21 protein-coding genes are annotated in these 26476 nt (G+C 72.5%); 6 read left to right on the top strand and 15 right to left on the bottom strand.

Features of this window, described 5'->3' with window-relative positions; all coding sequences use genetic code 11:
* Positions 1 to 98: 98 nt before the first annotated feature.
* From ACWEBX_RS25330 to ACWEBX_RS25340, 3 genes are all read right to left on the bottom strand, one after another.
* A complete protein-coding gene (locus ACWEBX_RS25330; protein ID WP_451887108.1) occupies positions 99 to 1214 on the bottom strand; it encodes an ADP-ribosylglycohydrolase family protein in 1116 nt (371 codons plus the stop codon).
* Positions 1215 to 1330: 116 nt separating this feature from the next.
* Entirely contained in the window at positions 1331 to 4666 is a 3336-nt protein-coding gene (locus ACWEBX_RS25335) for a tetratricopeptide repeat protein (RefSeq protein WP_451887109.1), read from the bottom strand.
* Positions 4667 to 4678: 12 nt separating this feature from the next.
* Positions 4679 to 7273 carry a bifunctional FO biosynthesis protein CofGH gene (locus ACWEBX_RS25340; protein WP_451887110.1) on the bottom strand — a complete coding sequence of 865 codons (2595 nt, stop codon included), beginning with the start codon at positions 7271 to 7273 and terminating at the stop codon, positions 4679 to 4681.
* Between the two features lie 194 nt (positions 7274 to 7467).
* On the opposite strand from ACWEBX_RS25340, the gene ACWEBX_RS25345 reads away from it, so the two are divergent.
* A complete protein-coding gene (locus ACWEBX_RS25345; RefSeq protein WP_451887111.1) occupies positions 7468 to 8982 on the top strand; it encodes a CehA/McbA family metallohydrolase in 1515 nt (504 codons plus the stop codon).
* A 33-nt stretch (positions 8983 to 9015) separates the two neighbouring features.
* On the opposite strand, the gene ACWEBX_RS25350 is transcribed toward ACWEBX_RS25345, so the two are convergent.
* The 3 genes from ACWEBX_RS25350 to ACWEBX_RS25360 form a co-directional block, all read right to left on the bottom strand.
* On the bottom strand, positions 9016 to 9297 hold the full coding sequence (locus tag ACWEBX_RS25350; protein WP_451887112.1) for a hypothetical protein: 282 nt from the start codon (positions 9295 to 9297) through the stop codon (positions 9016 to 9018).
* Entirely contained in the window at positions 9294 to 9569 is a 276-nt protein-coding gene (locus ACWEBX_RS25355) for a hypothetical protein (RefSeq protein ID WP_451887113.1), read from the bottom strand. Before ACWEBX_RS25355 ends, ACWEBX_RS25350 begins: the two co-directional genes overlap by 4 nt.
* A 101-nt stretch (positions 9570 to 9670) precedes the next feature.
* Positions 9671 to 10111 carry an ATP-binding protein gene (locus ACWEBX_RS25360; protein WP_451887114.1) on the bottom strand — a complete coding sequence of 147 codons (441 nt, stop codon included), beginning with the start codon at positions 10109 to 10111 and terminating at the stop codon, positions 9671 to 9673.
* Between the two features lie 213 nt (positions 10112 to 10324).
* Between ACWEBX_RS25360 and ACWEBX_RS25365 the strand changes: the two genes are divergently transcribed.
* Both ACWEBX_RS25365 and ACWEBX_RS25370 read left to right on the top strand, forming a co-directional pair.
* Positions 10325 to 11176, top strand: a complete 852-nt coding sequence (locus tag ACWEBX_RS25365) for a helix-turn-helix domain-containing protein (protein WP_451887115.1) — start codon at positions 10325 to 10327, stop codon at positions 11174 to 11176.
* A gap of 11 nt (positions 11177 to 11187) precedes the next feature.
* A complete protein-coding gene (locus ACWEBX_RS25370) occupies positions 11188 to 11436 on the top strand; it encodes a DUF397 domain-containing protein (RefSeq protein ID WP_451887116.1) in 249 nt (82 codons plus the stop codon).
* Positions 11437 to 11448: 12 nt separating this feature from the next.
* Here the strand turns inward: ACWEBX_RS25370 and ACWEBX_RS25375 are convergent, their stop codons facing one another.
* The gene (locus tag ACWEBX_RS25375) at positions 11449 to 12285 is read right to left on the bottom strand and encodes an endonuclease/exonuclease/phosphatase family protein (protein ID WP_451887117.1); all 837 of its coding nucleotides are present in this window, start codon (positions 12283 to 12285) and stop codon (positions 11449 to 11451) included.
* Positions 12286 to 12377: 92 nt separating this feature from the next.
* Between ACWEBX_RS25375 and ACWEBX_RS25380 the strand changes: the two genes are divergently transcribed.
* Positions 12378 to 12773 (top strand): nitroreductase/quinone reductase family protein, encoded by a 396-nt coding sequence (locus tag ACWEBX_RS25380; RefSeq protein ID WP_451887118.1) that lies wholly within the window; start codon positions 12378 to 12380, stop codon positions 12771 to 12773.
* 307 nt (positions 12774 to 13080) lie between these two features.
* Positions 13081 to 13935, top strand: a complete 855-nt coding sequence (locus ACWEBX_RS25385; RefSeq protein WP_451887119.1) for a DUF4232 domain-containing protein — start codon at positions 13081 to 13083, stop codon at positions 13933 to 13935.
* A 36-nt stretch (positions 13936 to 13971) separates the two neighbouring features.
* Here the strand turns inward: ACWEBX_RS25385 and ACWEBX_RS25390 are convergent, their stop codons facing one another.
* The 8 genes from ACWEBX_RS25390 to ACWEBX_RS25425 all read right to left on the bottom strand — a co-directional run bounded on the left by ACWEBX_RS25390 (position 13972) and on the right by ACWEBX_RS25425 (position 23166).
* Positions 13972 to 14712, bottom strand: a complete 741-nt coding sequence (locus ACWEBX_RS25390; RefSeq protein WP_451887120.1) for a TetR/AcrR family transcriptional regulator — start codon at positions 14710 to 14712, stop codon at positions 13972 to 13974.
* A 46-nt stretch (positions 14713 to 14758) separates the two neighbouring features.
* Entirely contained in the window at positions 14759 to 15508 is a 750-nt protein-coding gene (locus tag ACWEBX_RS25395) for an SDR family oxidoreductase (RefSeq protein WP_451887121.1), read from the bottom strand.
* A gap of 100 nt (positions 15509 to 15608) precedes the next feature.
* Positions 15609 to 17072, bottom strand: a complete 1464-nt coding sequence (locus ACWEBX_RS25400) for an aldehyde dehydrogenase family protein (RefSeq protein ID WP_451887122.1) — start codon at positions 17070 to 17072, stop codon at positions 15609 to 15611.
* On the bottom strand, positions 17069 to 18799 hold the full coding sequence (locus tag ACWEBX_RS25405) for an N-acyl-D-amino-acid deacylase family protein (RefSeq protein ID WP_451887123.1): 1731 nt from the start codon (positions 18797 to 18799) through the stop codon (positions 17069 to 17071). The genes ACWEBX_RS25400 and ACWEBX_RS25405 overlap by 4 nt, the downstream gene beginning before the upstream one ends.
* Before the next feature lie 14 nt (positions 18800 to 18813).
* Entirely contained in the window at positions 18814 to 19932 is a 1119-nt protein-coding gene (locus ACWEBX_RS25410; protein ID WP_451887124.1) for an LLM class flavin-dependent oxidoreductase, read from the bottom strand.
* A 98-nt stretch (positions 19933 to 20030) separates the two neighbouring features.
* Positions 20031 to 20807 (bottom strand): SDR family NAD(P)-dependent oxidoreductase, encoded by a 777-nt coding sequence (locus tag ACWEBX_RS25415; RefSeq protein ID WP_451887125.1) that lies wholly within the window; start codon positions 20805 to 20807, stop codon positions 20031 to 20033.
* An 11-nt stretch (positions 20808 to 20818) separates the two neighbouring features.
* A complete protein-coding gene (locus ACWEBX_RS25420) occupies positions 20819 to 21760 on the bottom strand; it encodes an LLM class F420-dependent oxidoreductase (RefSeq protein ID WP_451887126.1) in 942 nt (313 codons plus the stop codon).
* A 146-nt stretch (positions 21761 to 21906) separates the two neighbouring features.
* Positions 21907 to 23166 carry an amidohydrolase family protein gene (locus ACWEBX_RS25425; protein WP_451887127.1) on the bottom strand — a complete coding sequence of 420 codons (1260 nt, stop codon included), beginning with the start codon at positions 23164 to 23166 and terminating at the stop codon, positions 21907 to 21909.
* A gap of 303 nt (positions 23167 to 23469) precedes the next feature.
* Between ACWEBX_RS25425 and ACWEBX_RS25430 the strand changes: the two genes are divergently transcribed.
* Positions 23470 to 26424 carry a BTAD domain-containing putative transcriptional regulator gene (locus ACWEBX_RS25430; protein ID WP_451887128.1) on the top strand — a complete coding sequence of 985 codons (2955 nt, stop codon included), beginning with the start codon at positions 23470 to 23472 and terminating at the stop codon, positions 26422 to 26424.
* The last annotated feature ends 52 nt before the right edge of the window (positions 26425 to 26476 follow it).

The following is a 26476-nucleotide window of genomic DNA, read 5'->3' on the forward strand; positions in this document are numbered from 1 at the left end:
GGTGCGGCGAGTGGGGGTCCCCCCTGCTCGAAGAGCTTGGGGGAGCGTGCATGGCGTCGCCGGGCAGACGGGAATTGTCAGACAGGCCCTAGCGCGGCTCAGGCCCGGGGGTAGCGGGCGAGCCAGCCCGGGGACGATCCGGCGGGGCCGTGCAGCGCGGGCCCCTGGGTCATCTCCATCGCGAAGTCGTCCGCGAGGACCAGCACCGTGGGACGGCCCTCCAGTTCGGCCAGCCAGGCCGGCGGGAGGGCCGTCTCGCCGTGCAGGGCGCCCAGCAGACCTCCCGTGAGGGCGCCGGTGACGGCGGAGGGCCCGCCGTGGTTCACCGAGAGGCACAGGCCGTGCCGGACGTCCTCGCCGACCAGCGCGCAGTACACCGCGGCGGCGAGCGGCCCCTCGGAGATGCCGCTCACGGCGAGCTCCTGGACCCGTACGGGAGAGGGCATGCCCTGCCGTACGGCGCCCAGCGCGTGCTGGAGCGCGGCGGCGACCGGCTGGTGGCCGGGCCGGGCCCCGAGCAGCGCGAGGGCCTGCTGCACGGCCGCGTCGAGGCTCTCGCCGCGGGCGAGCGCGTGCACGATCACGGCGTACGCCCCCGCCGTCAGGTACGCCGAGGGATGGCCGTGCGTGTGCGCGGAGCACTCGACGGCGAGCTGCATCACGAGCTGCGGCTCCCAGCCGACGAGCAGCCCGAACGGCGCGGAACGGCCGGCGGCCTCGGGACCCTGCTCGCCGGGGTTCTTGGGGGCGTCCAGCGTCCCCATGATCTCGTCGGCGAGGCCGAGCAGACAGGCCTTGGCGGGGTCGCGGCGGGCGTAGAGCCACTCCTCGCGGGCCAGCCAGCCGTCGTCCTTGCGGCGTTCGTCGGGCCCCCAGTCGCTCTGGGTGGCCGCCCAGCGGCGGTAGGCGCGGTGCAGGTCGGAGGGCGGATGCCAGGCGCCGGTGTCACGGCGCACCTGGGCGCGGACGAGTCCGTCGACGCCGAACAGGGTGAGCTGGGTGAGGTGGGTGACGGCGCCGCGCCGCCCGTACGCGGGGGCGGGACCGGCGAGACCCTCCGCCCCGTACGTCTCCAGGATCGCCTCCAGCGAGAGCCGGTCGACCGGGGCGCCCAGGGCGTCACCGACGGCGGCGCCCAGCAGTGTCCCGCGGACCCGGCTCCGGAAGTCCTGCTGCTCTCCACGGCCCCAGACGGCACCGGCTGTCGCACCCACCGAGACCTCCTGAGGCACTGTCCCTACGTCCGACAGCAAAGCACTGTAATCGAACGTGAACGGTCGGTTGAGGCCACGGATCCATAAAGGCCCGGTCGGATCCACGACGGGCGTGATCAGCCGGTGTGGCGCTCCCCGACGGCGTCGCGGGCCGCCGTGACCGCCGCGAGGCGCGGGGTCAGCTCGGCGGTCTCGACGCCGGGGCAGCGCAGGAGTTCGGCGAGGACGTCCACGAGGTTCGCCAGCTCGTCCCAGCCGGGTTCCAGGGCCAGCAGACCGGTCAGCTCCCGGTCGGCGGCGGCCCAGTCCCCGAGGGCCCAGCCGACGATGCACCGGCCCGACGCGCGGAGCCCGTCCTCCGGTTCCGTGTCCAGCAGCCGCGCCAGCTCCCGCCACCAGGGCTCCGCGGCCGCCCGGCCCCGGAAGCGCCGCTCCGTCATCGCCAGCTCGAAGGTGCCCGACAGCGGGGCCTTCTCGCGCAGCCGCTCGGCGAGGTCCCGGGCACGCTCCCCCCGGCCCGTGTGCCGGAAGACCTCGACGTGGAGCTGGTCGCGGTCCGGGACGAGGTCGTCGTCCGGGCCCGGCGCCGGGTCCTCGGCCAGCCGGGCCGCCGCCTCCTCCCACCGGCCGCAGTGGATCAGCAGCTCCACGATCTCGTGGCGTGCCCGGTCCGGGTCCGTGTCCCCGCCCAGGGCGATCAGCCGCTCCCAGTCGGCCAGCGCCCGCTCGGTCCGGCCGGTCGCCCGGAACACACGGGCCCACTCGTCGCGGGCGTAGGCGTAGTCCGGGTCGGCCGCGAGGGCCCGGTCCAGCCAGACCAACGCCTCCGCGTGCTCTCCGAGGTCGCGGTGGACCGCTCCCAGGCAGCCCATCGCCGAGGCGTTGCCGGGGTCCCGTTCCAGGAGGTCCCGGAAGACGGCCATCGCCTCCTGGTGCCGGTCCTCCAGGAAGTAGGTGTTGGCGAGCTCGATCTCGATCCAGTCGGCGTCCGGGTCCGCCGCGAGCGCGCGCCGCAGGTCCTCGTACGCGCCGGGCAGGTCCCCGAGGCGGCGCCTCGCCCGCGCCCGCATCACCAGCGCCCAGGAGTACTCCGGGACCAGTTCGACGGCGCGGTCGAGGTCGGCCAGTGCCTGTGCGCCGTGGCCCAGTTCGTGGTGCGACACCCCGCGGCTCGCCAGGGCCGAGGGATGGTCGGGTTCGAGGGCGACGGCCCGGCCGAGTTCGGCGACGGCCTCCTCGAAGCGGCCCGCGAGCCGGTAGGCGTCGCCCCGTTCCGACGCGACCCAGGCGTTCTCGGGTTCCAGGCGGGCCGCCCGGTCCAGATCGGCGAACGCCTTCTCCCACTCGTCCGTGTCCCGGCGCAGCCGGGCTCTGCGCACGAGCGGCCACAGGAGGTCCCCGTCGATGCTCAGCGCCCGGTCGAAGTCCGCGGCCGCTTCCTCGAACCGGCCGAGGGCGTGCCGGCACACCGCCCGGGAGGCCACCGCGTCGGCGTTCGTCGGGTCCAGGGCGACGGCCCGGTCGAAGTCGGCCGCCGCTTCCTCCGTGCGGCCGGCCATGCGATGGGTCTCCGCGCGCTCGGCGATGATCCAGGCCGTGCCGGGCCGCAGTTCGTCCGCGCGGTCGAAGGCCGCGAGCGCCGCCGGGAAGTCGCCCCGCAACTGGTGGGTGAGGCCGTGGCCGTAGTGCACCCGTGCCTCGTCCGGATCGAGTTCCAGCGCCCTGTCGTACTCGGCCAGGGCCCGCGTGTACTCCCCCGCGATGCGCAGTTCCCTGGCCCGCACCCCGTGTGCCAGAGCCCGCGCCGGGCCCTGGAGTTCGGGGCGGGCGAGCAGCAGTTCCATCGCCCGGCCGACCCCGTCCTCGTCGGCGAGGGCCTCGGCCAGCGACCTGCCCAGCGCGCCCGGGACCGGGGCAGCGGCGGCGTCCCCGGCCTCCTGGAGCATCCTGGCCCAGGTGCGCCCGGCCACCGGGTCGGCGCGGCAGGCCTCGACCGTGGCGTGCAGCGCGTCGCCCAGTGCGGCGACGGGGCGCGCGCACAGCCGGTGGTAGGACTCCTCAAGACGGAGCCGCAGCCACGGTTCGTGCCGCCACACCTCGTCGGGATCCGCCGGCCCCCTCCCCGCCTCGTCGCGCCACCGGCGGAAGAACTCCGCGAGCCGCTCGTGGCGCTCGGTCCAGCCGCGCGGGGAGTGGCGCCGCTGGAGCCGGAGCATCGCCTCGCGGACGAGGTCGTGATAGCGGACCCGGTCGCCGCGGCCGTCCACGAAGGGCAGTGCGCGCAGCCAGTCGAACAGCGCGCCGCTCTCGTCGTCCGCGTGCTCCTCGTCCGTGTGCTCGACGGCCGCCCGGAACACGTCCAGGTCCAGGCTCCGGGGCAGGGCGCCCGCGAGCGCCACCGCCCGGCGCAGCGGATCCGCCTCCCACTTCAGGAAGCGTTCGACGGCTGTGGCCGAGGGGTCTCCGACGTCCTCGGGATCCGCGGGGCGCTGCTCGGCCAGGGTCGAGACCAGCAGGGGAAGTCCGCCGGTGAGCCGCAGGACCTCGGCGACCACCGGTTCCGAGACGACGCCCTTGCCGGCGAGGAGCCCTCGTGCCTCGGTCTCCGTGAACGGTCCGAGGTGCAGGTCGGTGACGAAGTCGCCGAAGCCGCCCCAGCGGGCGGTGTCGAGGGGGCGCTGTCCGGCGGTCACCACGACGACCGTGGCGGGCAGCACGCCGTACTCACGGGTGGTCATCATCGTGTGGAGCCAGCCGTCGAGGAAGGGGCCGGTCCGCTCGTACGTGTCGAAGAACAGGACGATCCACGGCACGGCCGGGGCCGCCTCGGAGAGCTCCGCGACGAGGACCGGGGTGAGCACGGCCTGCGGCGCGAGGACCAGCCGTACGTCCTCCTGGCTGCGCAGCCGGGCGCTGACCCTGGCGTGCAGCCGGTCGGCTCCCTGGGCCAGTTGGGCGGGGTCCATGATCCCGGCGAGGGCGCCGACGCCCGGCACCATCCCGAGCCCCAGCAGCCCGGCCCGCGCCACTGTCAGGCCGGCCGCCGAGGGGCCGGGCCGCTCCGCCTCCTGGGGGGCGAGGACGGCGGTCTGCGCCTCGTGACGCCGCTCGTGGTACGCCGTCAGCAGGCGGTCGAGCTCCTTGAACCGGTGTCCTTGCGCGGCGAACTGACGGCTCATCGCCTCCATCGCCTCGGGAAGTCCGGTGACGTTCTCGTCGACGAATGCGGTCAACGCACCGCGTTCGGCGGCCAGTTGTTCCATCTCGCGGACGAGGAACGTCTTCCCGACGCCCGCGTCGCCGTGCACATGGAACAGGAACCGGTGCCGCTCGTCCTCGGGTGGCAGCTCGAAGTTGGCACGGAACAGGGCGCGTTCGGTCCCGCGCCCGACGAACCCGTGCCGTCGCCGCCCCTCGATCAGCTCCTGCATCGACGGCCGCGCCCGCACCATCGTCCCGCCCCCTCAGTCCAGCACCGGCAGCAGTTCCGGCAGGTGTCCGTCCGAGGCGGCCGCCGCGCGCTGCCGCTCCTGGGGGACCTCGCCGTAGAGGGTGGTGCGGGCTCTGGCGGGGCGGCCCGCCGCCTCGGCCACCGCGATCAGTTCCTTGACCGACTTGTAGGAGCCGTAACTGGAGCCCGCCATGCGGGAGATGGTCTCCTCCATCAGGGTGCCGCCCAGGTCGTTGGCGCCGGAGCGGAGCATTTCGGCGGCACCCTCGGTGCCCAGTTTGACCCAGCTCGTCTGGATGTTGGGGATGTGCGGGTGGAGCAGGAGGCGGGCCATCGCCATGACCGCGCGGTTGTCGCGGGTCGTCGGGCCGGGGCGGGCGATGCCGGCCAGGTAGACGGGGGCGTTGGTGTGGATGAAGGGGAGGGTCACGAACTCCGTGAAGCCGCCCGTCCGCTGCTGGATGCGGGAGAGCGTGCGGAAGTGGCCGAGCCAGTGCCGGGGCTGGTCGACATGGCCGTACATCATGGTGGAGGAGGAGCGGATGCCGAGTTCGTGGGCCGTGGTGACGACCTCGATCCAGGTGGCCGCGGGCAGCTTGCCCTTGGTCAGGACCCAGCGCACCTCGTCGTCCAGGATCTCGGCGGCCGTGCCGGGGATGGTGTCCAGGCCCGCCTCCTTGGCCGCGATCAGCCACTCGCGGATGGACAGGCCGGTGCGGGTCGCGCCGTTCACCACCTCCATCGGGGAGAAGGCGTGGACGTGCATGCCGGGGACCCGTTCCTTCACGGCCCTCGCGATGTCGAAGTACGCCGTGCCGGGCAGGTCCGGATGGATGCCGCCCTGCATGCACACCTCGACCGCGCCGACGTCCCAGGCCTGGGCGGCGCGGTCGGCGACCTGATCCAGGGACAGCGTGTACGCGTCGGCGTCCGTGCGGCGCTGCGCGAAGGCGCAGAAACGGCAGCCGGTGTAACAGACGTTGGTGAAGTTGATGTTGCGGGTGACGATGTACGTGACGTCGTCGCCGACGGCCGCTCTGCGCACGTCGTCGGCGATCCGGCACAGGGCGTCGAGCGCCGGGCCGTCGGCGTGCAGCAGCGCGAGGGCCTCGTCGTCGGTCAGCTTCGTCGGGTCGTCCGCCGCGGTCGCGAGGGCGGCGCGGACGTCCGTGTCGATCCTGGACGGCACCATCCCGGGGGCCGCGGCCTCCTTCAGGGCCGCCCAGTCGCCGTACACGGTGTCGAAGTCGTCGCGGCGGTCGCCGGTACGGCCCTCGGTGTCGATGGTGTGGTGCAGGTCGGTGCGCCCCGAGGACGTGAAGGCCTCCTCGGGCTCCTGCCAGGGCCGGCCCTCGACCACCGCGTCCGGCAGCGCGAGGCCCGTCTCCGGGTCCGCGAGCGCCCGTACGTGCGGCAGCAGCCGCGGGTCCAGCCAGGGCTCCCCCCGTCGCACGAACTCCGGGTAGACACAGAGGCGTTCACGCAGCTCGAAGCCCGCCTCGGCCGACCGCTCGCGCAGCAGCTCGATCTGCGGCCAGGGCCGCTCCGGGTTGACGTGGTCGATGGTCAGCGGCGAGACCCCGCCCCAGTCGTCGATCCCGGCGCCGATGAGCCGCCCGTACTCGCTGTCGACCAGGTTGGGCGGCGCCTGGAGGCAGGCGGCCGGGCCCATGATGTGCCGGGCGACGGCGACGGTGGCGATCAGCTCGTCCAGCTCCGCGTCCGGCATCCCGCGCATCGCGGTGTCCGGCTTGGCGCGGAAGTTCTGGATGATCAGTTCCTGGATGCCGTGGTGGGCCCGGGAGATCCGGCGCAGCGCGAACAGCGAGTCGGCGCGCTCCTCGTACGTCTCGCCGATGCCGATCAGCAGCCCGCTGGTGAAGGGGACGGAGGAACGGCCGGCGTCCTCCAGGACCCGCAGCCGCACGGCGGGTTCCTTGTCGGGGGAACCGTGGTGGGGGCCGCCGGGCTCGGACCACAGGCGGGTCGCGGTGGTCTCCAGCATCATGCCCATCGACGGGGCGACCGGCTTCAGCCGCTGGAAGTCGGTCCACGACATCACACCCGGGTTCAGGTGCGGCAGCAGGCCCGTCTCCTCCAGGATGCGGATCGAGATCGCCCGTACGTAGGCGATCGTGTCGTCGTAGCCGTGCGCGTCCAGCCATTCGCGGGCCTCGGGCCAGCGGTCCTCCGGCTTGTCGCCGAGGGTGATCAGGGCTTCCTTGCAGCCGAGTTCGGCGCCCCGGCGGGCGATGTCGAGGACCTCGTCCGGGGACATGAACATTCCGTGGCCGGCCCGCCGCAGCTTGCCGGGGACGGTGACGAAGGTGCAGTAGTGGCATTTGTCCCGGCACAGCCGGGTCAGCGGGATGAAGACGCTCTTGGAGTACGTGATGACACCGGCGCGGCCGGCCGCGTCCAGGCCCGCGTCCCGCACCCGCGCGGCGGAGGCGGCCAGGTCGTCCAGGTCCGCGCCGCGCGCCTGGAGCAGCACCGCGGCCTCGGTCACGTCGAGCGCGACGCCGTCCCGCGCGCGCCGCAGCGCTCGCCGCAGGGAGTTCGCCGTCGGCCCGGATCCGGGAGTCGCGCCCGTCGCGGAGGTCGTCATCCTTCGAGCATACGGTCGAGGTCACCGGGGACAGCGGGACGCGAGGCATTCCGGCCGCACGGCATCTGTCGGTCTCCCCGCAAGCCGTCGATTCCCCTGGTGTGCACTCTCGTTCACTGCCCGCTCGCACAGTGGTCCGTGGCACTTCGCATCACTCATGTCACTGTCACGCCCGACTCCAGGGGAGCAGCAGTATGTGCGAGGACGACCACGGCATCGGCAGACGCGCTCTGTTCGCGACGGGAGCGGCGGCGGCGCTTACGTTGGGGAGCGTGACCTTCCCCAGCGGTGCGCACGCGGAAGCGGCGGACGACCACGAGACGCGGACGGTGCGCGGCACCCTCCCCACCGGCTCCCCCGACTTCGTGTATCTCCCGGTCGAAGTACCGTCCGGGGTGGCGGAGATCAGGGTCTCGTACACCTACGAGAGGCCGTCCGTCCCGGCGGGCACCGCGGGCAACGCCCTGGACATCGGCATCTTCGACGAGCACGGCACGGAACTGGGCGGCCGGGGCTTCCGGGGCTGGTCGGGCGGCGCGCGCACGGAGTTCTTCATCCGCTCGGACGACGCGACCCCCGGATACGTCCCCGGGCCGGTCCGCCCCGGCACCTGGCACATCGCGCTCGGCCCGTACACGGTGGCGCCCCATGGGCTGGCGTACGAGGTCACGATCACCCTGACCTACGGGAAGCCGGCACCGGCGCCGAAGCCGGTCTACCCGCCCTCGGGCGCCAAGGGCCGCGGCCGCGCCTGGTACCGCGGCGACTGCCATCTGCACTCCTGGCACTCGGACGGCCGCCGCACCCCCGCGGAGATCGCGGCGCTGGCGCGGGCGGCGGGCCTGGACTTCATCAACTCCTCGGACCACAACACGCATGCCGCGCATCCGCACTGGGCGGACCAGGCGGGCGACGATCTGCTGATCATGCTGGGCGAGGAGGTCACCACCCGCAACGGGCACGTGCTGGCGCTCGGCACGGAGCCGGGGACCTTCGTCGACTGGCGCTACCGGGCCCGCGACAACCGCTTCGGCCGGTTCGCGCGCCGGATCCGCGGGGCCGGCGGGCTCGTGGTGCCCGCGCACCCGCACGCCACGTGTGTCGGCTGCGGCTGGAAGTTCGGCTTCGGCGAGGCGGACGCGGTCGAGGTGTGGAACGGCCCGTACACCCCCGACGACGAGGTCGCGCTCGCGGACTGGGACAACATGCTGGTCGCCTCCGTGCGCGGGGGCCGCGAGTGGCTCCCGGCGATGGGCAACAGCGACGCGCACCGCGACCCGGACCAGGTCGGCTCCCCGCAGACGGTCGTCCTCGCCGACGACCTGACCCGCGAGGCGGTCCAGGAGGGCATCCGCGCAGGCCGCTCGTACATCGCCGAGTCGAAGCTGGTCTCCCTCTCCTTCTCGGCGTCCGGCGCCAAGGGCGAACACGCGAGCATCGGCGAGCGGTTGAGGGTCGCCCCCGACACCCCGGTCACCGTCCGCCTGGAGGTCGCCGGCGCCCCGCGCTGCACGGTCCGCCTCGTCACCGACCAGGGCACGCTGTTCACCAGCGACCCGCTGCCGGTCGCGGGCTCCGGCACGGTGGAATGGCGTACGACGGCGTCCTACGCGGCGTACGTCCGCGCGGAGCTGCGCCACGAGACGGCGGCGGGCCCGGTGCCCGGCGCCTTGGCGGCGTTCACGAACCCGATCTTCCTGGGGGTGTAGGGGGCAACCCACCGGTCCGGGTGTCCGGGCCCGTCAGTCGACGACCAGTGGATCCCGGAAGTAGTAGACGACCGTCACTCCCAGCCCAGGAGTGTGCGTGTACACGATGGTGATCGCCTCGGCCGAATCCCGGGCCAGGGGCGTGGTGTACGTGTACTCCACGGAGGGAGGGCGCCAGCCGGGGATCTCACGGCCGACCGCCGGGTCCCGTCCGATGGCCGCCAGCGCGTCCTGGACGGCCTCCCGCTCCCCCTCCGTGAGGTCGGCGAACGCCTTCTTGGCGGGCTCGGCCTCCTCCAGCGGGATTTCGTTCATGTGCCGCCGCCTCCACCGCGCGCGTCCTCGAGAGCGGCCATGATCTCCGGGGAATTCCTGATCTGGACCCTGTGGCGGTAGGCCCTGACCACGGCGGCGGCACCTTCGAAGTCGTTGGTCGGCGATGCTCCTATGGCGGCAGCCAGCTCCTCCTCGAACCGTTCCCGGTCACCGGGAAAGCCGTAGCGGCTGAGCACCCCGCGCAGGTCGTCCACGGTCCGGATCTCCGGCAGGGGCGTCGTTCCCCAGCCGTGCTCTGGCTGTGCGCTCATGATCTGCTCCTGATGAACGGGCATGGCTCCACCTGTCAGTATGGCGCCGCCCGGGGAGGGCGGACATCCAAGGCGGTGTCCCGAAGGCGACACCTGCGTGATCACCAGGCCCCCATTCCGTCCCCGCACTCCGCCCACAGCAGCTTCCCGCCTCTCGACGCGCCCATCTCGCGCAGCACGGAGGCGCCCCACGCGTCGGCGCAGGCGCGTACGAGGTGCAGGCCGCGGCCGTGTTCGGCGTCCGCCGGGGGTACGGGGGCGTGGGGCTGCCCGAAGCCGGGCGGGACTCTCGGGTCGGTGTCCCAGACGGCGACCGTCAGCCGGTCAGGCTCCGCCGAGAGGAGGCGCAGCGCGTACGGGCCCCGGGTGTGCCTGTGGGCGTTGGCGAGCAGCTCGGACGCCAGGAGTTCTGCGGTGGGCGTGAGCGCCGTGAGGTCGTGGGCGGCGAGGACGGTGCGGAGGGTGGCCCGTGCGATACCCGGAGCGCGGGGATCGTGCGGAAGTTGGAGGGTATAGGTCCAGGGCGGCGATACGGTGGCCATCGGAAATCTCCGATCACGAGAGGAGGTTGGGGTCTTCGTCTCGGATGCCCAGTGACCTGACCGCTCCGTCGAACGGGGTGCTTCTGGGCGGGGGCGCCTGACATCCACAGTAGGGGCTACACAAAGCAGCTTTGCGTGAACTCCTGAGATTCCGTGCGGGATTCCCTCGCGTGAGTGACGCCACGAACAGAGCTTTGTTTCAGGAGGAGTTGCATGGCGGACAGGCCAGCACCGACGGCCCGTCGCATCCGTGTCGCCACCGAGCTGCGCAAACTCCGTGAGCGGGCGGGCATGACGTCGACCGAGGCAGCACGTCGGCTCGGCACCGGCTCAGGGCAGCTCAGTAACGTCGAGACGGCCCGGTTCGGGGTCAGCGCCGACCGCATTCGCTCCATGGCCTGCACATACGACTGCTCCGACGAGGCCTTCGTCGACGCGCTGGTCAGCCTGGCGGGCGACAAGACACGCGGTTGGTGGGAGCAGTACCGCGGAATCCTGTCGGCCGGCCTGCTCGATCTGGCCGAGTTGGAGCATCACGCGGTCGCCTTGCGTACCGCGTTCACGGCTCACGTACCCGGGTTGCTCCAGACCAACGACCACGCCCGGGAGATCTTCCGCCACGTCATCCCCGCACCTACACCGCCCGAGGTCGAGCACCGGGTCTCGTACCGGATCAAGCGCCAGGACGTCCTCTACCGAGCCACCCCGGTCCCGTACCGAACGGTGATCCACGAAGCTGCCCTGCGTATGAAGATCGGCGGCCCTGAAGTAGCCCGCGCCCAGCTTGAACATCTGCTCGGCATGAGCGAGCGGGACCACATCGCCATCAGGGTGCTCCCGTTCGACGTCGGCGCGTTCCCCGGCTCGGGCCAGTCCATCAACTACGCGTACGGGCCCGTGCACCAGCTCGACACCGTGCAACTGGACCAGTTCCACGGGCCTGTACTTCTCGACGCCGAGGCCCACTTGGACAAGTACCGGCGGCTGCTCGACACCGTGGAGACCGTCGCCCTGCCCCCGACGAAGTCACGGGACTTCATCCACGCCATCGCTCGACAACTCTGAAGGGACCCTGCATGGACACCCACGAGTGGCAGAAGTCGTCCTATTGCGCCCAGGGCGAGGCTTGCCTCCATGTCACCGGTACTTGGCAGAAGTCCTCTCATTGCCAGGAAGGCGAAGCCTGCCTCCACGTCGCCGCCGTCACCACAGCAGAAACGGTCCACCTGACTGAGAGCGGCGACCCCGCCCACTCCATACTCTCGACCACCCCCGCCGCCTTCGGCGCCCTTCTCCGCACTCTCAAGGGCGACGGCCGCGGCTGAACCACTGGGGCTTCAGGGCGTGCCCTGACCGCCCGGAGAGAGGGACAGGTCGGCCACGACGGCCGCGTGGTCCGAGGGCCACACCCCGCCGACCGGACCGTCCCCGGCCCTCCGTACGGACCGGACGTGTCCGAGGCCGCCGGGGCCGGGCGGCCCGACGTGGACGTAGTCGATGCGTGCGGCGGGGCTGTGCGGGCCGACATGGGCGTTCGCCGGGTCCCAGGTGGCCCAGGGTGCCGTCGGGTCGGCGTGCTCCCAGGCGTCGAGGAAGACCTGTCCGGGCACCACGGGGGACGTCTTGTATCCCCCGAACAGGCGGATCTCGTCGGAGTCCGGCCAGGCGTTGAAGTCACCCGTGACGACGGGAGGGAAGGCGGTGCCGCCCCGGTGCGCGGCGACGAACTCCGCCAGGGCGGTGACCTGTTCGCGGCGTACGCCCGAGGCGTGGACGGCCGAGGTGAGGTGGGTGGTGAAGAAGGGCACCTCGTGGGTGGGCGTGGCCAGGCGGGCGTGCAGGGCGAGCCGTCCGTCGTACAGCTCGTCGGGGGCGGGCAGCCGCAGCACCTCCTGCGCCACCACGGGCCAGCGGCTCAGCACGGCGTTGCCGACGTCGACCGTGGGGTCCCCGATCCGCCGCTGCCAGCGGTCCGAGGCGTCGGAGGCGGCCCAGGTCCAGTGCATCCCGAGCTCGTCCGCGAGCCATCCGGCGAGGTTCTGCCCGCCGCACTCCCACACCTCCTGCAACCCGACGACGTCGGGCCGCAGTTCGCGCAGCACGGCCAGAATGGCTTTCTGCCGCTCCTCCCATGGCCCGAACCGCCACCAGAGGTTCCAGGTCACGACCCGCATCCTCAGCCACCTGCTCCCGTCGCGCGACATCGGGGACCATTGAAACAACTCCCTTGTGCCTCACACCAGCCCGGACAGGAGTCCCACCGACCATGGCCCGCCTCACCGACCTCAGGTTCCGCACCACGACCGCCTTCCAGCGGCACCTCGTCAACCCGCTCGCGCGCCGGATGCCGTTCCAGACGCTCCTGGAGACCACCGGCCGTGTCTCCGGCCTGCCCCGGCGCACCCCGCTCGGTGGCCGCCGCCTCGGTGACGCCTTCTGGCTGGTCTCGGAGTTCGGGGAACGCTCGCAGTACATACGCAACATCCAGGCGGACCCGAGGGTGCGGGTGCGGCTCCGCGGCCGCTGGCACGAGGGCACGGCGCACCTCCTCCCGGACGACGACCCGGTGGCCCGGCTGCGCACCCTGCCCCGGGGCAACAGCGCGGCGGTACGGCTCATCGGGACGGGGCTGCTGACGGTGCGCGTGGATCTGCGGGGGTGAGGTTCGCCGGCAGGTGAGGTTCGCCGGGGTCCTCGCATCCCGGTCAGGCATCCCAGGCTTCCGCGTTTGCGCAGGTCATCGTGGGTGGGATGGTTCCACCGTCTCAGGTTCACGGGCTTCCGTTGTCCCAGGCCCACGAGGAATCCCATGCTGTGGCTGTCGCACCGGCCGAGCAGGACGTCCGCTCGGCAGCGCCACGACAACCCGGCCCGCCCGTCCGCGGGGGACACCCATGTCCGTCGGTCCGGAGTGCCGACCGCCGGCGCATGCGACCTCTTCAACGGATCGACAGGGGAACGGGGACACCATGAAGACGCATGCCCGCAGGAACCACCACAGGAGCCCCGGGGGCTGGAAGTCCTACGCCCTCGGGGCCGCGGCGGCAGCGACGCTGCTCGCGACCACGGCGTGCGACCCGGGCGCGGCCGAGGGTTCGGGCAGCTCCCAGTCCTCGGCCCAGCCGAGTGCGACGGCTTCGGCGAAGCCGGGCGGCGCCTCGGGCGACGCGGGCGGCGACGGAGCCGGCAGCGGTGGCAGCAGCCCGGGGGGCGGTGGCGGCACGGGCAGCGGCGGGGGCGCGAGCAGCAGTGGCAGCACGGGCACAACAGGCAGCACGGGCGGCTCAGGCGGCTCAGGCAGCTCAGGCAGCTCAGGCAGCTCAGGCAGCTCAGGCAGCAGTGGCACGGGCAGCGGTGGTGGCACCGCGAGCGGTGGCGGTGGCGGCAAGGCGACGATCGCCACCTGCTCCCAGAAGGAGCTCGGGGTGTCCGCCGTGAAGGAGCGGGACGCCAGACACCTCGTCCTCACCGTGCAGAACGCGAGCGACAAGAAGTGCAACCTCTACCGCTACCCGCTCGTGCGGCTCGGTGACGGCCGGACCACGGCCCCCGTGATCAAGGACAGCGACCCGGACCCGGGAAAGCCCGTCACCCTCGCTCCGGGCCAGGAGGGGTACGCCGCCCTGCTCGTCAGCGGCCCCATGGACGAGTACGAGGCGAAGAGCATCACCCTCACCCTCCAGGGCGGCAAGCCCGGCAGCACCGCGGGCAACCCGATCGACGTCCCCATGCCCGTCGACACGTTGTACGCGAACGACTTCCAGCGCGTCACCTACTGGACGACCGCCTCCGGCTACGCCCTGGACTTCATCATGTCGAAGTGACGGACCCGGGCCCGGAGCCGGAGCCGGACCGGGGCCTCAGCCCGTGTTCGACAGGCGGTCCAGCCATTCGGTGAGCAGGGTCGCCTCCGCGGGGGTGAAGGCGGGGCTCGGGTTCCGGCGGAGCTGTGCGCCGAGGCGGGTCGCGGTGGCCGGGGCGGCGGAGGTCCCGGAGCCGGCCGTCCGCGGCTCGGGAGCGGTCACGTCCGGGGTGAAGACGGAGACGTGCACCGCGTCCCGTACGCGGCGCGACAGGGTCTCGTCCGTGAAGGTCGCCGGCCGGGAGACCAGCATCAGGCAGACGCCGACGTTGGCGGACATGATCATCTGCGCGGCGAGTTCGGGGGCGAGCCGCAGTTTGCCCTGTTCGGCGGCGCGGCGCAGGTCGCCGGTGAGGATCCGGTGGGCCTCCAGCGCCGCGGCGGGCGGGGTGCGCATCGCCGGGGAGTGCATCAGGCGGTAGAGGTTCGGGTTGCGCAGGGCGAAGTCTGTATGACCGTCCCAGCCGTCGCGCAGGTCCTGGACCGGGTCCGAGCCGGGGTGCCGTTTCCGCTTGGCCGCGAGGTAGCGCTCCCAGCCGTGGTCGACGACGGCCGACAGCAGGCCCTCCTTGTCGCCGAAGTGGCGGTACAGCGCGGGTGCGCCGACCCCGGCGGCCTCGCACACGGCCCGGGTCGAGACGTCGCCGTCCGGGGACTTCGCGACCAGCTCGGCGGCCACGGCGAGGATGCGCGCCCGGGTGGTCACGGGGGCTGCGCCGGGGTTCGTGCTGTCGCTCATGGCGGTGATCCTGACATCCTCGGCGCTGTGGGCGGAACGGGCGGTGTCAGGCGATGCCGCCGTTGGCGCGCAGGACCTGGCCGTTGACCCAGCGGCCCGAGGGGCCCGCGAGGAAGGCGACGACGGAGGCGATGTCCTCGGGGGTGCCGAGCCGCTCCAGGGGCGGCTGGGCGGCCATCCGGGCGATGGTCTCCTCGTCCTTGCCGTCCAGGAAGAGGGCGGTGGCCGTCGGGCCGGGGGCCACCGCGTTGACGGTGACGTCCCGGCCGCGCATCTCGCGGGCGAGGATCAGGGTCATGGCCTCGACGGCGCCCTTGGTGGCGGCGTACGCGGTGTAGCCGGGGATCGCGAGCGCCAGCACGGTGCTGGAGAAGTTGATGATCGCGCCGCCCGCGCGCAGCCGGCGCGCGGCCTGCTGGTCGACGACGAAGGTGCCGCGGATGTTGGTGCGGTGCATCCGGTCCAGGGCGTCGAGATCGAGGTCGACGAGCGGGGCCAGGGTCATGACACCGGCCGCGTGGACGACGACGTCGACGCCGCCGAAGGTCTTCTCGGCCAGGTCGAACAGGGCGGCGGCCTCCGCCTCCTCGGCGACGTCGGCGCGGAACGCGACGGCCTGCCCGCCCGCCTCGCCGATCGCCGCGACCGCCTTGTCGGCCTCGGCCGCGTTGCCCGCGTAGTTCACGACGACGGCGTATCCCTCACGGGCCAGCCGTTCCGCGGTCTCGCGCCCGATACCGCGGGACCCGCCGGTGACGATCGCGACGCGCGCGGAGGTGTTCGGCTGCTCAGTCATGGCGTTGCTCCTTGTCTCGGCCGGGGTAGCGGCGTTCACCATCCCGATGGGATCAACGCTAACACTCACACCGTAGCGCCGCTACCCGAGCCCGGCCCTCTCACCCCGGCCACACGATCGCCTGGGTCTCGCTGTACGCGTGCAGGGCGTACGAGCCCACGTCGCGGCCCACTCCGCTCTTCTTGAAGCCGCCGAAGGGGGCCTCCATGTTGCGGCCGACGGTGTTGACGCCGACTCCGCCCGCGCGCAGCCCGCGGGCGACGCGGAAGGCGCGGGCCACGTCCCCGGACCAGACGTAGTCGATCAGGCCGTAGTCGGAGTCGTTGGCCAGGGCGATCGCCTCCTCCTCGTCGTCGAAGGGCAGGACGACGACGACCGGACCGAAGATCTCCTCGCGGACGACCCTCATGTCCGGCGTGCAGTCGGCGAGAAGGGTGGGGGCGACGTAGAAACCGCTGGGGAGGGAGGGGCGTTCGCCGCCCGTTACGACCCGTGCGCCTTCCTTGCGGCCGAGTTCGACGTAGGACTCGACGCGGTCGCGGTGGGCCGCCGAGATGACCGGGCCGACCACCGTGCCCCGCTCGCGCGGATCACCCACCTTCACGTGGCCCGCGTAGGCGGCCAGTTGCCGGACGAGGAGATCGTGCACCCCGCGCTGCACGAGCACCCGCGTCGGCGCCGTGCAGATCTGCCCGCTGTAGAACGAGAACGTCGTGCCGATGCCCGACACCGCCGAACCCAGGTCCGCGTCGTCGAAGACGATCGCCGCGCCCTTGCCGCCCAGTTCCATGAGCTGGCGCTTCATACCGCGCCCGCACACCTCGGCGATCCGCTGCCCGACCGCCGTCGAGCCGGTGAAGCTGACCATGTCGACGTCCCCCGAGTCGACCGCCGCCTCGCCGGACTCCGCCGTCGAACCGCCGACCACGTTCACCACGCCCGGCGGCATACCCGCGGCTTCCAGCGCCTCGGCCATCCGGTACACCGACAGCGGATCCTGCGGAGCCGGCTTCACCACCACGGTGTTGCCCATCGCCAGCGCGGGAGCGATCTTGCCCGCCGGGTTGGCCCACGGATTGTTGTACGAGGTGATGCAGGTGACCACGCCGACGGGCTGGCGCACGGCCAGCGCGCCCATCACGGCGGCCCCGCCGAACGGTCCCGCCTCGTTGATCTGCGGCGGCAGCGCGCTCTCGACCGGCTCGGGCCGCGCGTAGCGCCGGAACCGGGCCACTCCGACCCCGACCTGCATGCCGCGCGCCGTCCCGGTGGTGGCACCGCTCTCCGCCTGGGCGAGATCGGCGTACGGCACGAGGTTGCGCTGGATGACGTCCGCCGCCCGCGCGAGAACGCCGGCCCGCTCCTCGGCGGGCGTGCGCGACCAGGGCCCGAACGCCTCGCGGGCCGCGGCCGCCGCCTCGTGCACCTGGGCCCGCGACGCCTCGGGCGCGAGCCCGACCACCTTCTCGGTCGCCGGGTCGAGGACCTCGTAGAAGCCGTGCTCGGGCGGTACCCACGCTCCGCCGATGAACAGCCGCTGCCCGGTGCTCTCGGAGGCCGTCACCGGGTGCCCACCGTCCGGGTGTCGCGGCCCGACCGCAGCACCTTCCCCGGCACCGCGCCCGTCACCACGTCGTCGCGGATCGCCTCGACCCCGTTGACCCACACGGCGTTCACCCCGATCGCGCGGGAGTCGAGACGCGGACTGTCACCCGGCAGGTCGTGCACCAGGGTGGCCTTGCCGGCGTCGATCCGCTCGGGGTCGAAGAGCACCAGGTCGGCATGGAATCCCACCTCGACGCGCCCGCGTTCGCGCAGCCCGAACAGCCGCGCCGGATCGTCCGTCAGCATCTTCACGGCCTGTTCCAGGGAGGCGAGCCCGCGGCCGCGCAGACAGTCGCCGAGGAACCGGGTGGTGTACGGGGCCCCGCACATGCGGTCCAGATGGGCGCCCGCGTCGGAGCCGCCGAGCAGGACGTCCTCGTGCTGCCAGGTCTCGGCACGCAGGGTCCAGGAGTCCGGGTCGTTGTCGGTGGGCATGGGCCACAGGACCGTACGCAACGCGTCGGCCGCGCAGATCTCCACCAGGCACGCGAACGGCTCCTGGCCGCGCTCGGCGGCGATGTCCCGCACCACGCGCCCGGTCAGGCCCTCGTTCGCGGCGCTGTAGGTGTCGCCGATGACGTACCGGCCGAAGTCGGCGAGCCGCCTGAAGACGCCCGCCTCCCTGCTCCTCGCGCGCCTGAGCATCTCGGCGCGGACCTCGGGGTCGCGGAGCTTCGCGATGCGTTCGGGCACGGGCAGCGCGAGGACCGGTCCCCAGCCGGGGATCAGGTTCAGGGCGCAGAAGGTGCCGAGCGACATGTTCATCGGGGTGAGGATCGGCATGGTGAGCGCGACGACCCGGCCGCCGGACTTGCGGGCGCGTTCACTCGCCTCCAACTGGCGCGGGACGCGCTCGGGGACGGCGGCGTCGATCGTCAGGACGTTCCAGTTGAGCGGGCGGCCCGCGACCGCGCTCATCTCCACGAACAGATCGATCTCGGCGTCACTGAACTGGTCGAGGCAGCCCGCCGTGATCGCCTCGATCTGGGTGCCCTCGTGCTCACCCACGGCCCGCGCGAGGGCGAGCAGTTCGGCGGGCCGGGCGTGCCGGGAGGCGACCGGAGCGCCGTCGCCGTCGGAGTGGGTGGAGGACTGGGTGGTGGACAGGCCCCAGGCCCCGGCGTCCATGGCGTCGTGGAACAGCCGCAGCATGGCGTCGAGTTGTTCCCGTGTCGGCTGTCCGCCCACGGCGTCGGGCCCCATGACGTAACGCCTCAACGCGCAATGGCCCACCATGAAGCCCGCGTTGACCGCGATCCGGCCCTCCAGGGCGTCGAGGTAGTCCCCGAAGGTGTGCCAGTTCCAGGGCGCGCCCTCCTCCAGGGCGACCAGGGACATGCCCTCGACCCTGGACAGCATGCGGCGCGTGTAGTCGGCGTCCTCGGGGCGGTCCGGGTTCAGCGGGGCGAGGGTGAACCCGCAGTTGCCGCCCGCGACCGTGGTGACGCCGTGGTTGAGGGACGGGGTCGCGTACGGGTCCCAGAAGAGCTGGGCGTCGTAGTGCGTGTGCGGGTCCACGAAGCCGGGGGCGAGGACGAGCCCGTGCGCGTCCTCGCCGGTCCGGGCCGGCTCGGTGACCGTGCCGATCACGGCGATCCGGCCGCCGCGCAGGCCCACGTCCGCGGTGCGGGTGGGCGCTCCCGTCCCGTCCACGACGGTCGCGCCCTTGATCAGATGGTCGAGCATCGCGGAAGTACCCCCTAGGCGGCTTGGCGGAACCGGGTCGTGCGGTGCACCGGGTCCGTGTCGATCTTCGGAATGACGTGCTCGCCGATCAGCCGGATCGTCTGGAGGGTCTCCTCCTTGGCGACGCCCACAGGCAGCCCGAAGCTGAGCTGGTCGGCGCCCGCCTGCTCCCAGCGCTTGCACTGGGTGAGCACCTCGTCCGGGTCGCCGCAGATCAGCAGTTCCTCCTCGATGAGGAGCTCGACGAACTCGGGGGTGTACTCGGGGAGGGTCTCGGGCCAGACGGGGAAGCCCTCGGGGCGCGGGAACGTGTCGTGGTAGCGGAAGACGAGGGAGGGCAGGTAGTGCAGCCCGCCGCCGACCGCGATCCGGATCGCCTCGTCGTGGGTGGGCGCGCAGATGGCGGTGGTGGTCACCATCACGTTGTCGTTGACGAAGTCGCCGATGGGCTCGGCGTTCACGACGGCGGTCTTGTACTGCTCCAGGACCCACTCCATGTCGGCGACCTTCTGCACGCTGAAGCCGAGCACGCCGAGACCCTTGCGGGCGGCCATGGCGTACGAGGGCGGCGACCCGGCGGCGTACCACATGGCGGGGTGGGACTTCCCGTACGGCTTGGGCAGGATCTTGCGCGGCGGCAGCGACCAGTGCTTGCCCTGGAAGCCGACGTACTCGTCCTGGAGCCACATCTTCGGGAACTCGGCGATGGTCTCTTCCCAGATCTCCTTGGTGAAGTTCATGTCGGTGATGCCGGGGAGGAAGCCGAGGATCTCGTGCGAGCCGGCGCCGCGGCCGGACCCGAACTCGAAGCGGTTGCCGCTGAGATGGTCGAGCATGGCGACCTTCTCGGCGACCTTGACCGGATGGTTGACCTGGGCGAGCGGGTTGAAGATGCCGGAGCCGAGGTGGATGCGGTCGGTGGCGTGCGCGAGGTAGCCGAGGTAGACGTCGTTGGCCGAGAGGTGCGAGTACTCCTCCAGGAAGTGGTGCTCGGAGGCCCAGGCGTACTTGAAGCCGGACTTGTCCGCCTGGATGACGTACTCGGTCTCCTCCATCAGCGCCTTGTGCTCCGCGAGCGGGTCGGTCTCGGCTCGCTTGCCCACGTATCCCTGTACAAAGAGCCCGAATTCCAAGGAGGTTCACCGTCCCCATCCAGTTATCTGACATACCGTCAGATTCATTGAGCCGACTGTTCCACCGTGGGCGGGGACCGTCAATAGCTGACGCGTCGTCAGAGAACGCTCACGCCCGCGAGCCAGCCGCCGTCGATCACGAAGGGCTGCCCGGTGATGTACGAGGAGTCCTCGCCGGTCAGGAACAGCGCCAGCCGGGCCACGTCCTCGGGGCGGCCGATCCGGCCGAGCGGCACGAGCTTGCCGTAGAACGCGTCGAGCGCCTGCGAGGCCTCCTCGCCGTCCGTGCCGCCGGAGAGCTGCGCCGGGTTGCTCATGGCCGTGTCGACCGCGCCGGGGCAGACGGCGTTGACGCGGATCCCCTTGTCCGCGAGTTCGAGCGCCGCCACGCGGGTGAGGCCGACGATGGCGTGCTTGGTCGCCGCGTACGCGCCCACGTACGCCATCCCCGTGAGCCCGGTGAAGGAGGCCGTGTTCACGATCGTGCCGCCGCCGGCCTCGGCGATCTCGGGTGCGAGCGTCTTGATCCCGAGGAACACCCCGACCTGGTTGACCTGCACGATCTGCAGGAACTCGGCCAGCGGGGTGTCGACGAGCGCGTTGAAGCGCAGGATGCCGGCGTTGTTGACCAGCCCGTCGATCCGCCCGTACGCGGCCTTCGCGGAGGCGACCGCCGCCGTCCAGTCCTCCTCCCGGCCCACGTCCAGGTGCACGTAGTGCGCGCCGATCTCCTCGGCGAGTTCCCGGCCCTCGTCGTCGAGCACGTCCGCGACGATCACGCGCCCGCCCTCCGCGGCGAAGAGCCGGGCCTCCTGTTCGCCCTGCCCGCGCGCCGCGCCGGTGATGAGGACGACCCGCCCGTCCAGCTTGCCCATGCCGTGACTCCCTAGCCGAGGTGGGGTGCGACGTCCGCGCCGAACGCCGCGATCTGGTCCGTGAGTTCGGCGCGGCTCCTGCTGCGGAACCGCACCTGGATCTGGTGCACGCCCATCGCGCCGTACTCCCGCAGCGACGCGGCCAGTTCCTCGGGCGGTCCGCTCAACGTCCGCCGCCCGGTCTCCCAGCCGGGCTCGCCGACGTACAGCGGCTCGGTGATGGCGCCGATCGTCAGGGGCTCCCCGACCCCCGCCTCGGCACGCAGGTCCCGCAGCCGGGCGATCTGCCCCGGCAGCCGGCCGCGCGGATCGCCCTGCGGCAGCCAGCCGTCGCCGCGCAGCGCGGCCCGGCGTACGGCGGCGGGCGAGGAGCCGCCCACCCACACGGGCACCCGCTGCTGGGCGGGCCTGGGCCGCTGGCCGAGGCCTTCGAAGTCGTACGTCTTGCCGTGGTGGACGGGGAACTCCTCCGGCCCGAGCGCGGCGCGCAGGGCGTCGATCGTCTCGTCGAGGACCGCCCCCCGGCGCTCGAAGTCGGCCCCGACCGCCTCGAACTCCTCCCGCACGTGCCCGGCGCCGACCCCTAGGACCAGCCGGCCGCCCGAGAGGTGGTCGAGGGTCGCGTACTGCTTGGCCGTGACGAGCGGGTGCCGGAGCCCGACGACCGCGACATGGCTGAGCAGCCGGACGCGCTCGGTCACGGCCGCGAGGAAGGCGAGCGTGGCGACGGGGTCGTACCAGATGGTGCTCATGGCGTCCGCGAGCCGGCGCGGTATGGCGACGTGGTCGCAGCTCGCGATGTAGGCGAATCCGGCGCGGTCGGCGGCGCGGGCGATCTCGACGAGGTCGTCGGGACCGGCGGCGGCTTCCCAGGGTTCCGCGTAGAGGGTGCTCTGCGACTGGACGGGGAGCTGGATGCCGTACGCCAGCCGCCCTTCGGGCAGGATCTGCATGGGCCTGCACCTCTTATCTGACGGTCCGTCACTTCCAGGACAGCGCTGCCATGTTCATTGCTGACGCATCGTCAGGCAAGAGCCGGGCGGATATCCGGGCGCGCGGTCCCACGGGGGCCCGGGGCACCCGCGGGCCGCGCGGCCGCTCAGCCCGCCCAGAGACCCTCGGCCGTCAGCCCCAGCAGCCCGATCGCGTTCCCCCGCACGATCCGCTCGACGACGTCCGGGGCCAGGTGCCCCATCTGGGCCTCGCCGACCTCCTTCGACTTCGGCCAGGTGGAGTCGGAGTGCGGGTAGTCGGTCTCGTAGAGGACGTTGCCGACGCCGATCGCGTCGAGGTTCCGCAGCCCGAAGGCGTCGTCGAAGAAGCAGCCGTACACGTGGTCGGCGAAGAGCTCGGACGGCGGCCGGTGGACCTTGTCGGCCACCCCGCCCCAGGCGCGGTTCTCCTCCCACACCACGTCGGCGCGCTCCAGGATGTACGGGATCCAGCCGATCTGCCCCTCCGCGTACATCACCTTCAGGTTCGGGAAACGCTCGAACTTGCCGCTCATCAGCCAGTCGACCATCGAGAAGCAGCAGTTGGCGAAGGTGATCGTGGAGCCGACCGCGGGCGGCGCGTCGGCGGAGGTCGACGGCATCCGGCTGCTGGAGCCGATGTGCATGGCGATGACGGTGCCCGTCTCGTCGCACGCGGCGAGGAAGGGGTCCCAGTCGTCGGTGTGCACGGACGGGAGCCCGAGGTGCGGCGGGATCTCGGAGAAGGCCACCGCGCGCACCCCGCGGGCGGCGTTGCGCCGTACCTCGTCCGCCGCGAGACGGGCGTCCCACAGCGGTACGAGCGTCAGCGGTATCAGACGCCCACGGGCGTCCGGCCCGCACCACTCCTCCACCATCCAGTCGTTGTAGGCCCGCACCGAGAGAAGGCCGAGCTCGCGGTCGGCCGCCTCGGTGAACGTCTGCCCGCAGAACCGGGGGAAGGTGGGGAAGCAGAGGGCGGACTGGACGTGGTTCACATCCATGTCGGCCAGCCGCCGCGGCACGTCGTACGAGCCGGGGCGCATCTGCTCGTACGTGATGACTTCGAGCCGGATCTCGTCACGGTCGTAGCCGACGGCCGTGTCGAGGCGGGTGAGGGGCCGGTGCAGATCTTCGTAGACCCACCAGTCCCCGACGGGACCCTCGTCGCCCGGCGCGCCCATCACGGGGGCGAACTTCCCGCCCAGGAAGGTCATTTCCTTCAGGGGCGCGCGGACGATGCGGGGCCCGGTGTCCTGGTACTTCGCGGGCAGCCGGTCCCGCCAGACATCGGGCGGTTCGACCGTGTGGTCGTCCACCGAGATGATCCTCGGGAAGGCGGCCCGAGCGTCCACCGAGGGGCTCTGCGCGGTTTCCGTGGTCTCCATACCGGCCACGGTAGCGCTGATCTGACGGCCCGTCAGCTCTCTGACGGCGACCCGTCGACTCACCGGCGGCACCCGCCGGACCACCGCCGCCGGCCCGTGGCGCCGCCCGCCGAGGGACGCGGCCGGGAGCGGCCCGGAGATGAATGGGCGCGCAAGCATGGGGAGCCCCTGTGCGGAGCCTGTGTGAGGACCGTGTGGACTACCGCACCACACCTTGTGATCGCTGCCTCGCACGGCTGACGCATCCGCCATGAACAAGGCAAACTGGCCTCGTTGTACTGACAGTTCGGCAGGGGGACAGCGATGGACGGTGTGCCGCGCGTACCGAAGCAGTGGCGTCCGGGCCCCGAGGAGCCCGCGGCGTTGCGCTTCAGCGTGCTCGGCCCGGTGCGCGCCTGGCTCGGGGACGATCCACTGCCGGCCGGATCCCCGCAGCAACGCGCCCTGCTGGCCGCGCTGCTGCTGCGCGACGGCCGCACCGCCACGGCCTCCGAGCTCATCGACGCCCTGTGGGGCGACGAGCCCCCGTCCCAGGCGCTGGCCGCCCTGCGGACGTACGCCTCCCGCCTGCGCAAGACGCTCGGCGCCGAGGTGCTGGTGAGCGAGTCCGGCGGCTACGCCATCCGCTCCCTGCGCGAGGGCGCGCTCGACCACGTGAACGCCCAGGAACTCGCCGCCGACGCCGAAAAGGCGCGCGCGGCGGGCGACCTCTCCCGCGCCCGCGACCTGCTCAGGGACGCCCTCGCCCTGTGGGACGGCGAACCGCTCGCGAGCATCCCCGGCCCCCACGCGGAGACCCAGCGGGCCCGCCTGGAGGAGTGGCGCCTGCAACTCCTCGAATCCTGCCTCGACATGGACCTGGAACAGGGCTTCCACGCGGAGGCGGTCTCCGAACTCACCGCGCTCACCGCGGCGCACCCGCTGCGCGAACGCCTGCGTGAACTGCTGATGCTGGCGCTGTACCGCTCCGGCCGCCAGGCGGAGGCCCTCGCCGTATTCGCGGACACCCGGCGGCTGCTCGCCGACGAGCTGGGGGTGGACCCGCGGCAGGGGCTGAAGGAACTCCAGCAGCGGATACTCCAGGCGGACCCGGGCCTCGCGGAACCCTCCGCCCCGAAGGCGGAGCCCGTCGTCGCCCTCGTCCGCCCGGCCCAGCTCCCGGCGACCGTCACCGACTTCACCGGCCGGGCGTCCTTCGTGCAGGAACTGAGCGACGTCCTCGCCGCGGCGTCCTCCGAGGAGGGCCGCGTCATGGCCGTCTCGGCGCTCGCGGGCATCGGCGGCGTCGGCAAGACCACCCTCGCGGTGCATGTGGCCCACCAGGCCCGCGGGGCCTTCCCCGACGGACAGCTCTACGTCGACCTCCAGGGTGCCGGATCACGTGCGGCCGAACCCGAGACCGTCCTCGGCGCCTTCCTGCGGGCCCTCGGAACGGCGGACTCCGCGATCCCGGACTCGCTGGAGGAACGCTCGGCCCTCTACCGCTCCGTCCTCGACGGCCGTCGCGTCCTGGTCCTGCTGGACAACGCCCGCGACGCCGCCCAGGTGCGGCCGCTGCTGCCCGGCACCGAGGGCTGCGCCGCCCTGGTGACCTCGCGCATCCGGATGGTGGACCTGGCGGGCGCCCATCTCGTGGACCTCGACGTGATGTCCCCCGAGGAGGCGCTGCAGCTCTTCACGAAGATCGTGGGCGAGGAGCGGGTCGCCTCCGAGCGGGAGGCCGCCCTCGACGTGGTCGCGGCCTGCGGCTTCCTGCCCCTGGCCATCCGCATCGCCGCGTCCCGGCTCGCCGCCCGCCGCACCTGGACCGTGTCGGTGCTCGCGGCGAAGCTCGGCGACGAGCGCCGCCGGCTGGACGAGCTCCAGGCCGGCGACCTGGCCGTCAAGGCGACCTTCGAACTCGGTTACGGCCAGCTCGAACCGGCCCAGGCGCGCGCCTTCCGGCTGCTGGGCCTCGCCGACGGCCCGGACATCTCGCTCGCGGCCGCGGCGGCGGTGCTCGACCTCCCGGCCGAGGCCACCGAGGACCTCCTGGAGTCCCTCGTCGACACCTCCCTCCTGGAGTCGGCCGCCCCCGGCCGCTACCGCTACCACGACCTGGTCCGCCTCTACGCGCGTGCGTGCGCCGAACGCGACGAACAGCCCCCGAGCGAGCGGGCTGCCGCCCTGTCGCGGTTGCTGGACTTCTACCTGAGCACGGCGGCGGGCGTGTACGCGATCGAACGCCCCGGAGACCGCCTGGTGGACCACCTGGAGCCGACGGCACACACGGGCCTGACGTTCGAGGACCGGCACCGGGCGCAGGACTGGCTGTACTCGGAGGCGATCTCCCTGCTGGCGTGTGTCCGGCAGTCCACCCAGGACGGCTTCCTGCGGCGCTCCGTCGACGCGCTGTGGGCCTCCGTCGACCTGGCGGAGTCCGGCACGAACTCCAAGGCGTACGAGGGGGTCGCCGCCGCGCTGCGGCAAGCGGCCCAGGAGGCCGCCGACGCGCACGCCGAGGCGCGGGCCCTGGTCACCCTGGCCTACGTCCACTACTACACCGGACGCTTCGAACCCGCCCGCGAGGCCGCCGCGCAGGCCCTCGAACTGGCCGCCGAGACGGACCACCTGACGAGCTGCTGGGCCTCCAACACCCTGGGGGTGATCGCCCTCCTGCAGAACCAGTACGAGGACGGCGAGGCGCATCTGGCCCGGGCGATCGAGAGCTTCCGGGCCTGCCACGACCGGGCCGGCGAGGCCAGCGCGCTGTGCAACCTCTCACGCATCCACCTCGCCACCGGGCGCACCGGCAGCGCCGTGTCGCTGGCCCAGCAGGGCACCGACATGTACGACGACATGGGCCACGCCCTGAAGGGCGCCAACGGCCGTTACGCGCTGGGCCTCGCCCTCACCCAGAGCGGCCGGCTGGCGGAGGCGACCGCCGTCCTCGGGGAGGCGCTCGCGGTGTTCCGCAACAGCCGCCAGCGGCTGTGGGAGGGCATGTCGCTGTTCCGTCTCGCAGAGGCCGATCTGGCCGCCCAACGCCCGGCCGCCGCGGCGACGAACGCCGAGACGGCCCTGACGGTGCTGCGGGGCATCGGCGGCGAGTGGCGCAGGGGCAATGTCCTCATCGTGCTCGGCCGGGCGCTGAACGCGATCGGCCACTCCGGCCGGGCCCAGGTCTGCTGGCGCGAATCCCTCGACATCTTCCAGGCGTTGGGATCCCCGGAGGCCGCCACGGTCAGGGCTCTCCTGAACCCGATGGCGGTTGCCTAGGGCTCATAGCCGTTCGCACGGCGGGGCGTTCATCGTTCGTTTATCGCCGCCC

It is taken from the genome of Streptomyces sp. NPDC005070 (genome assembly GCF_053600395.1).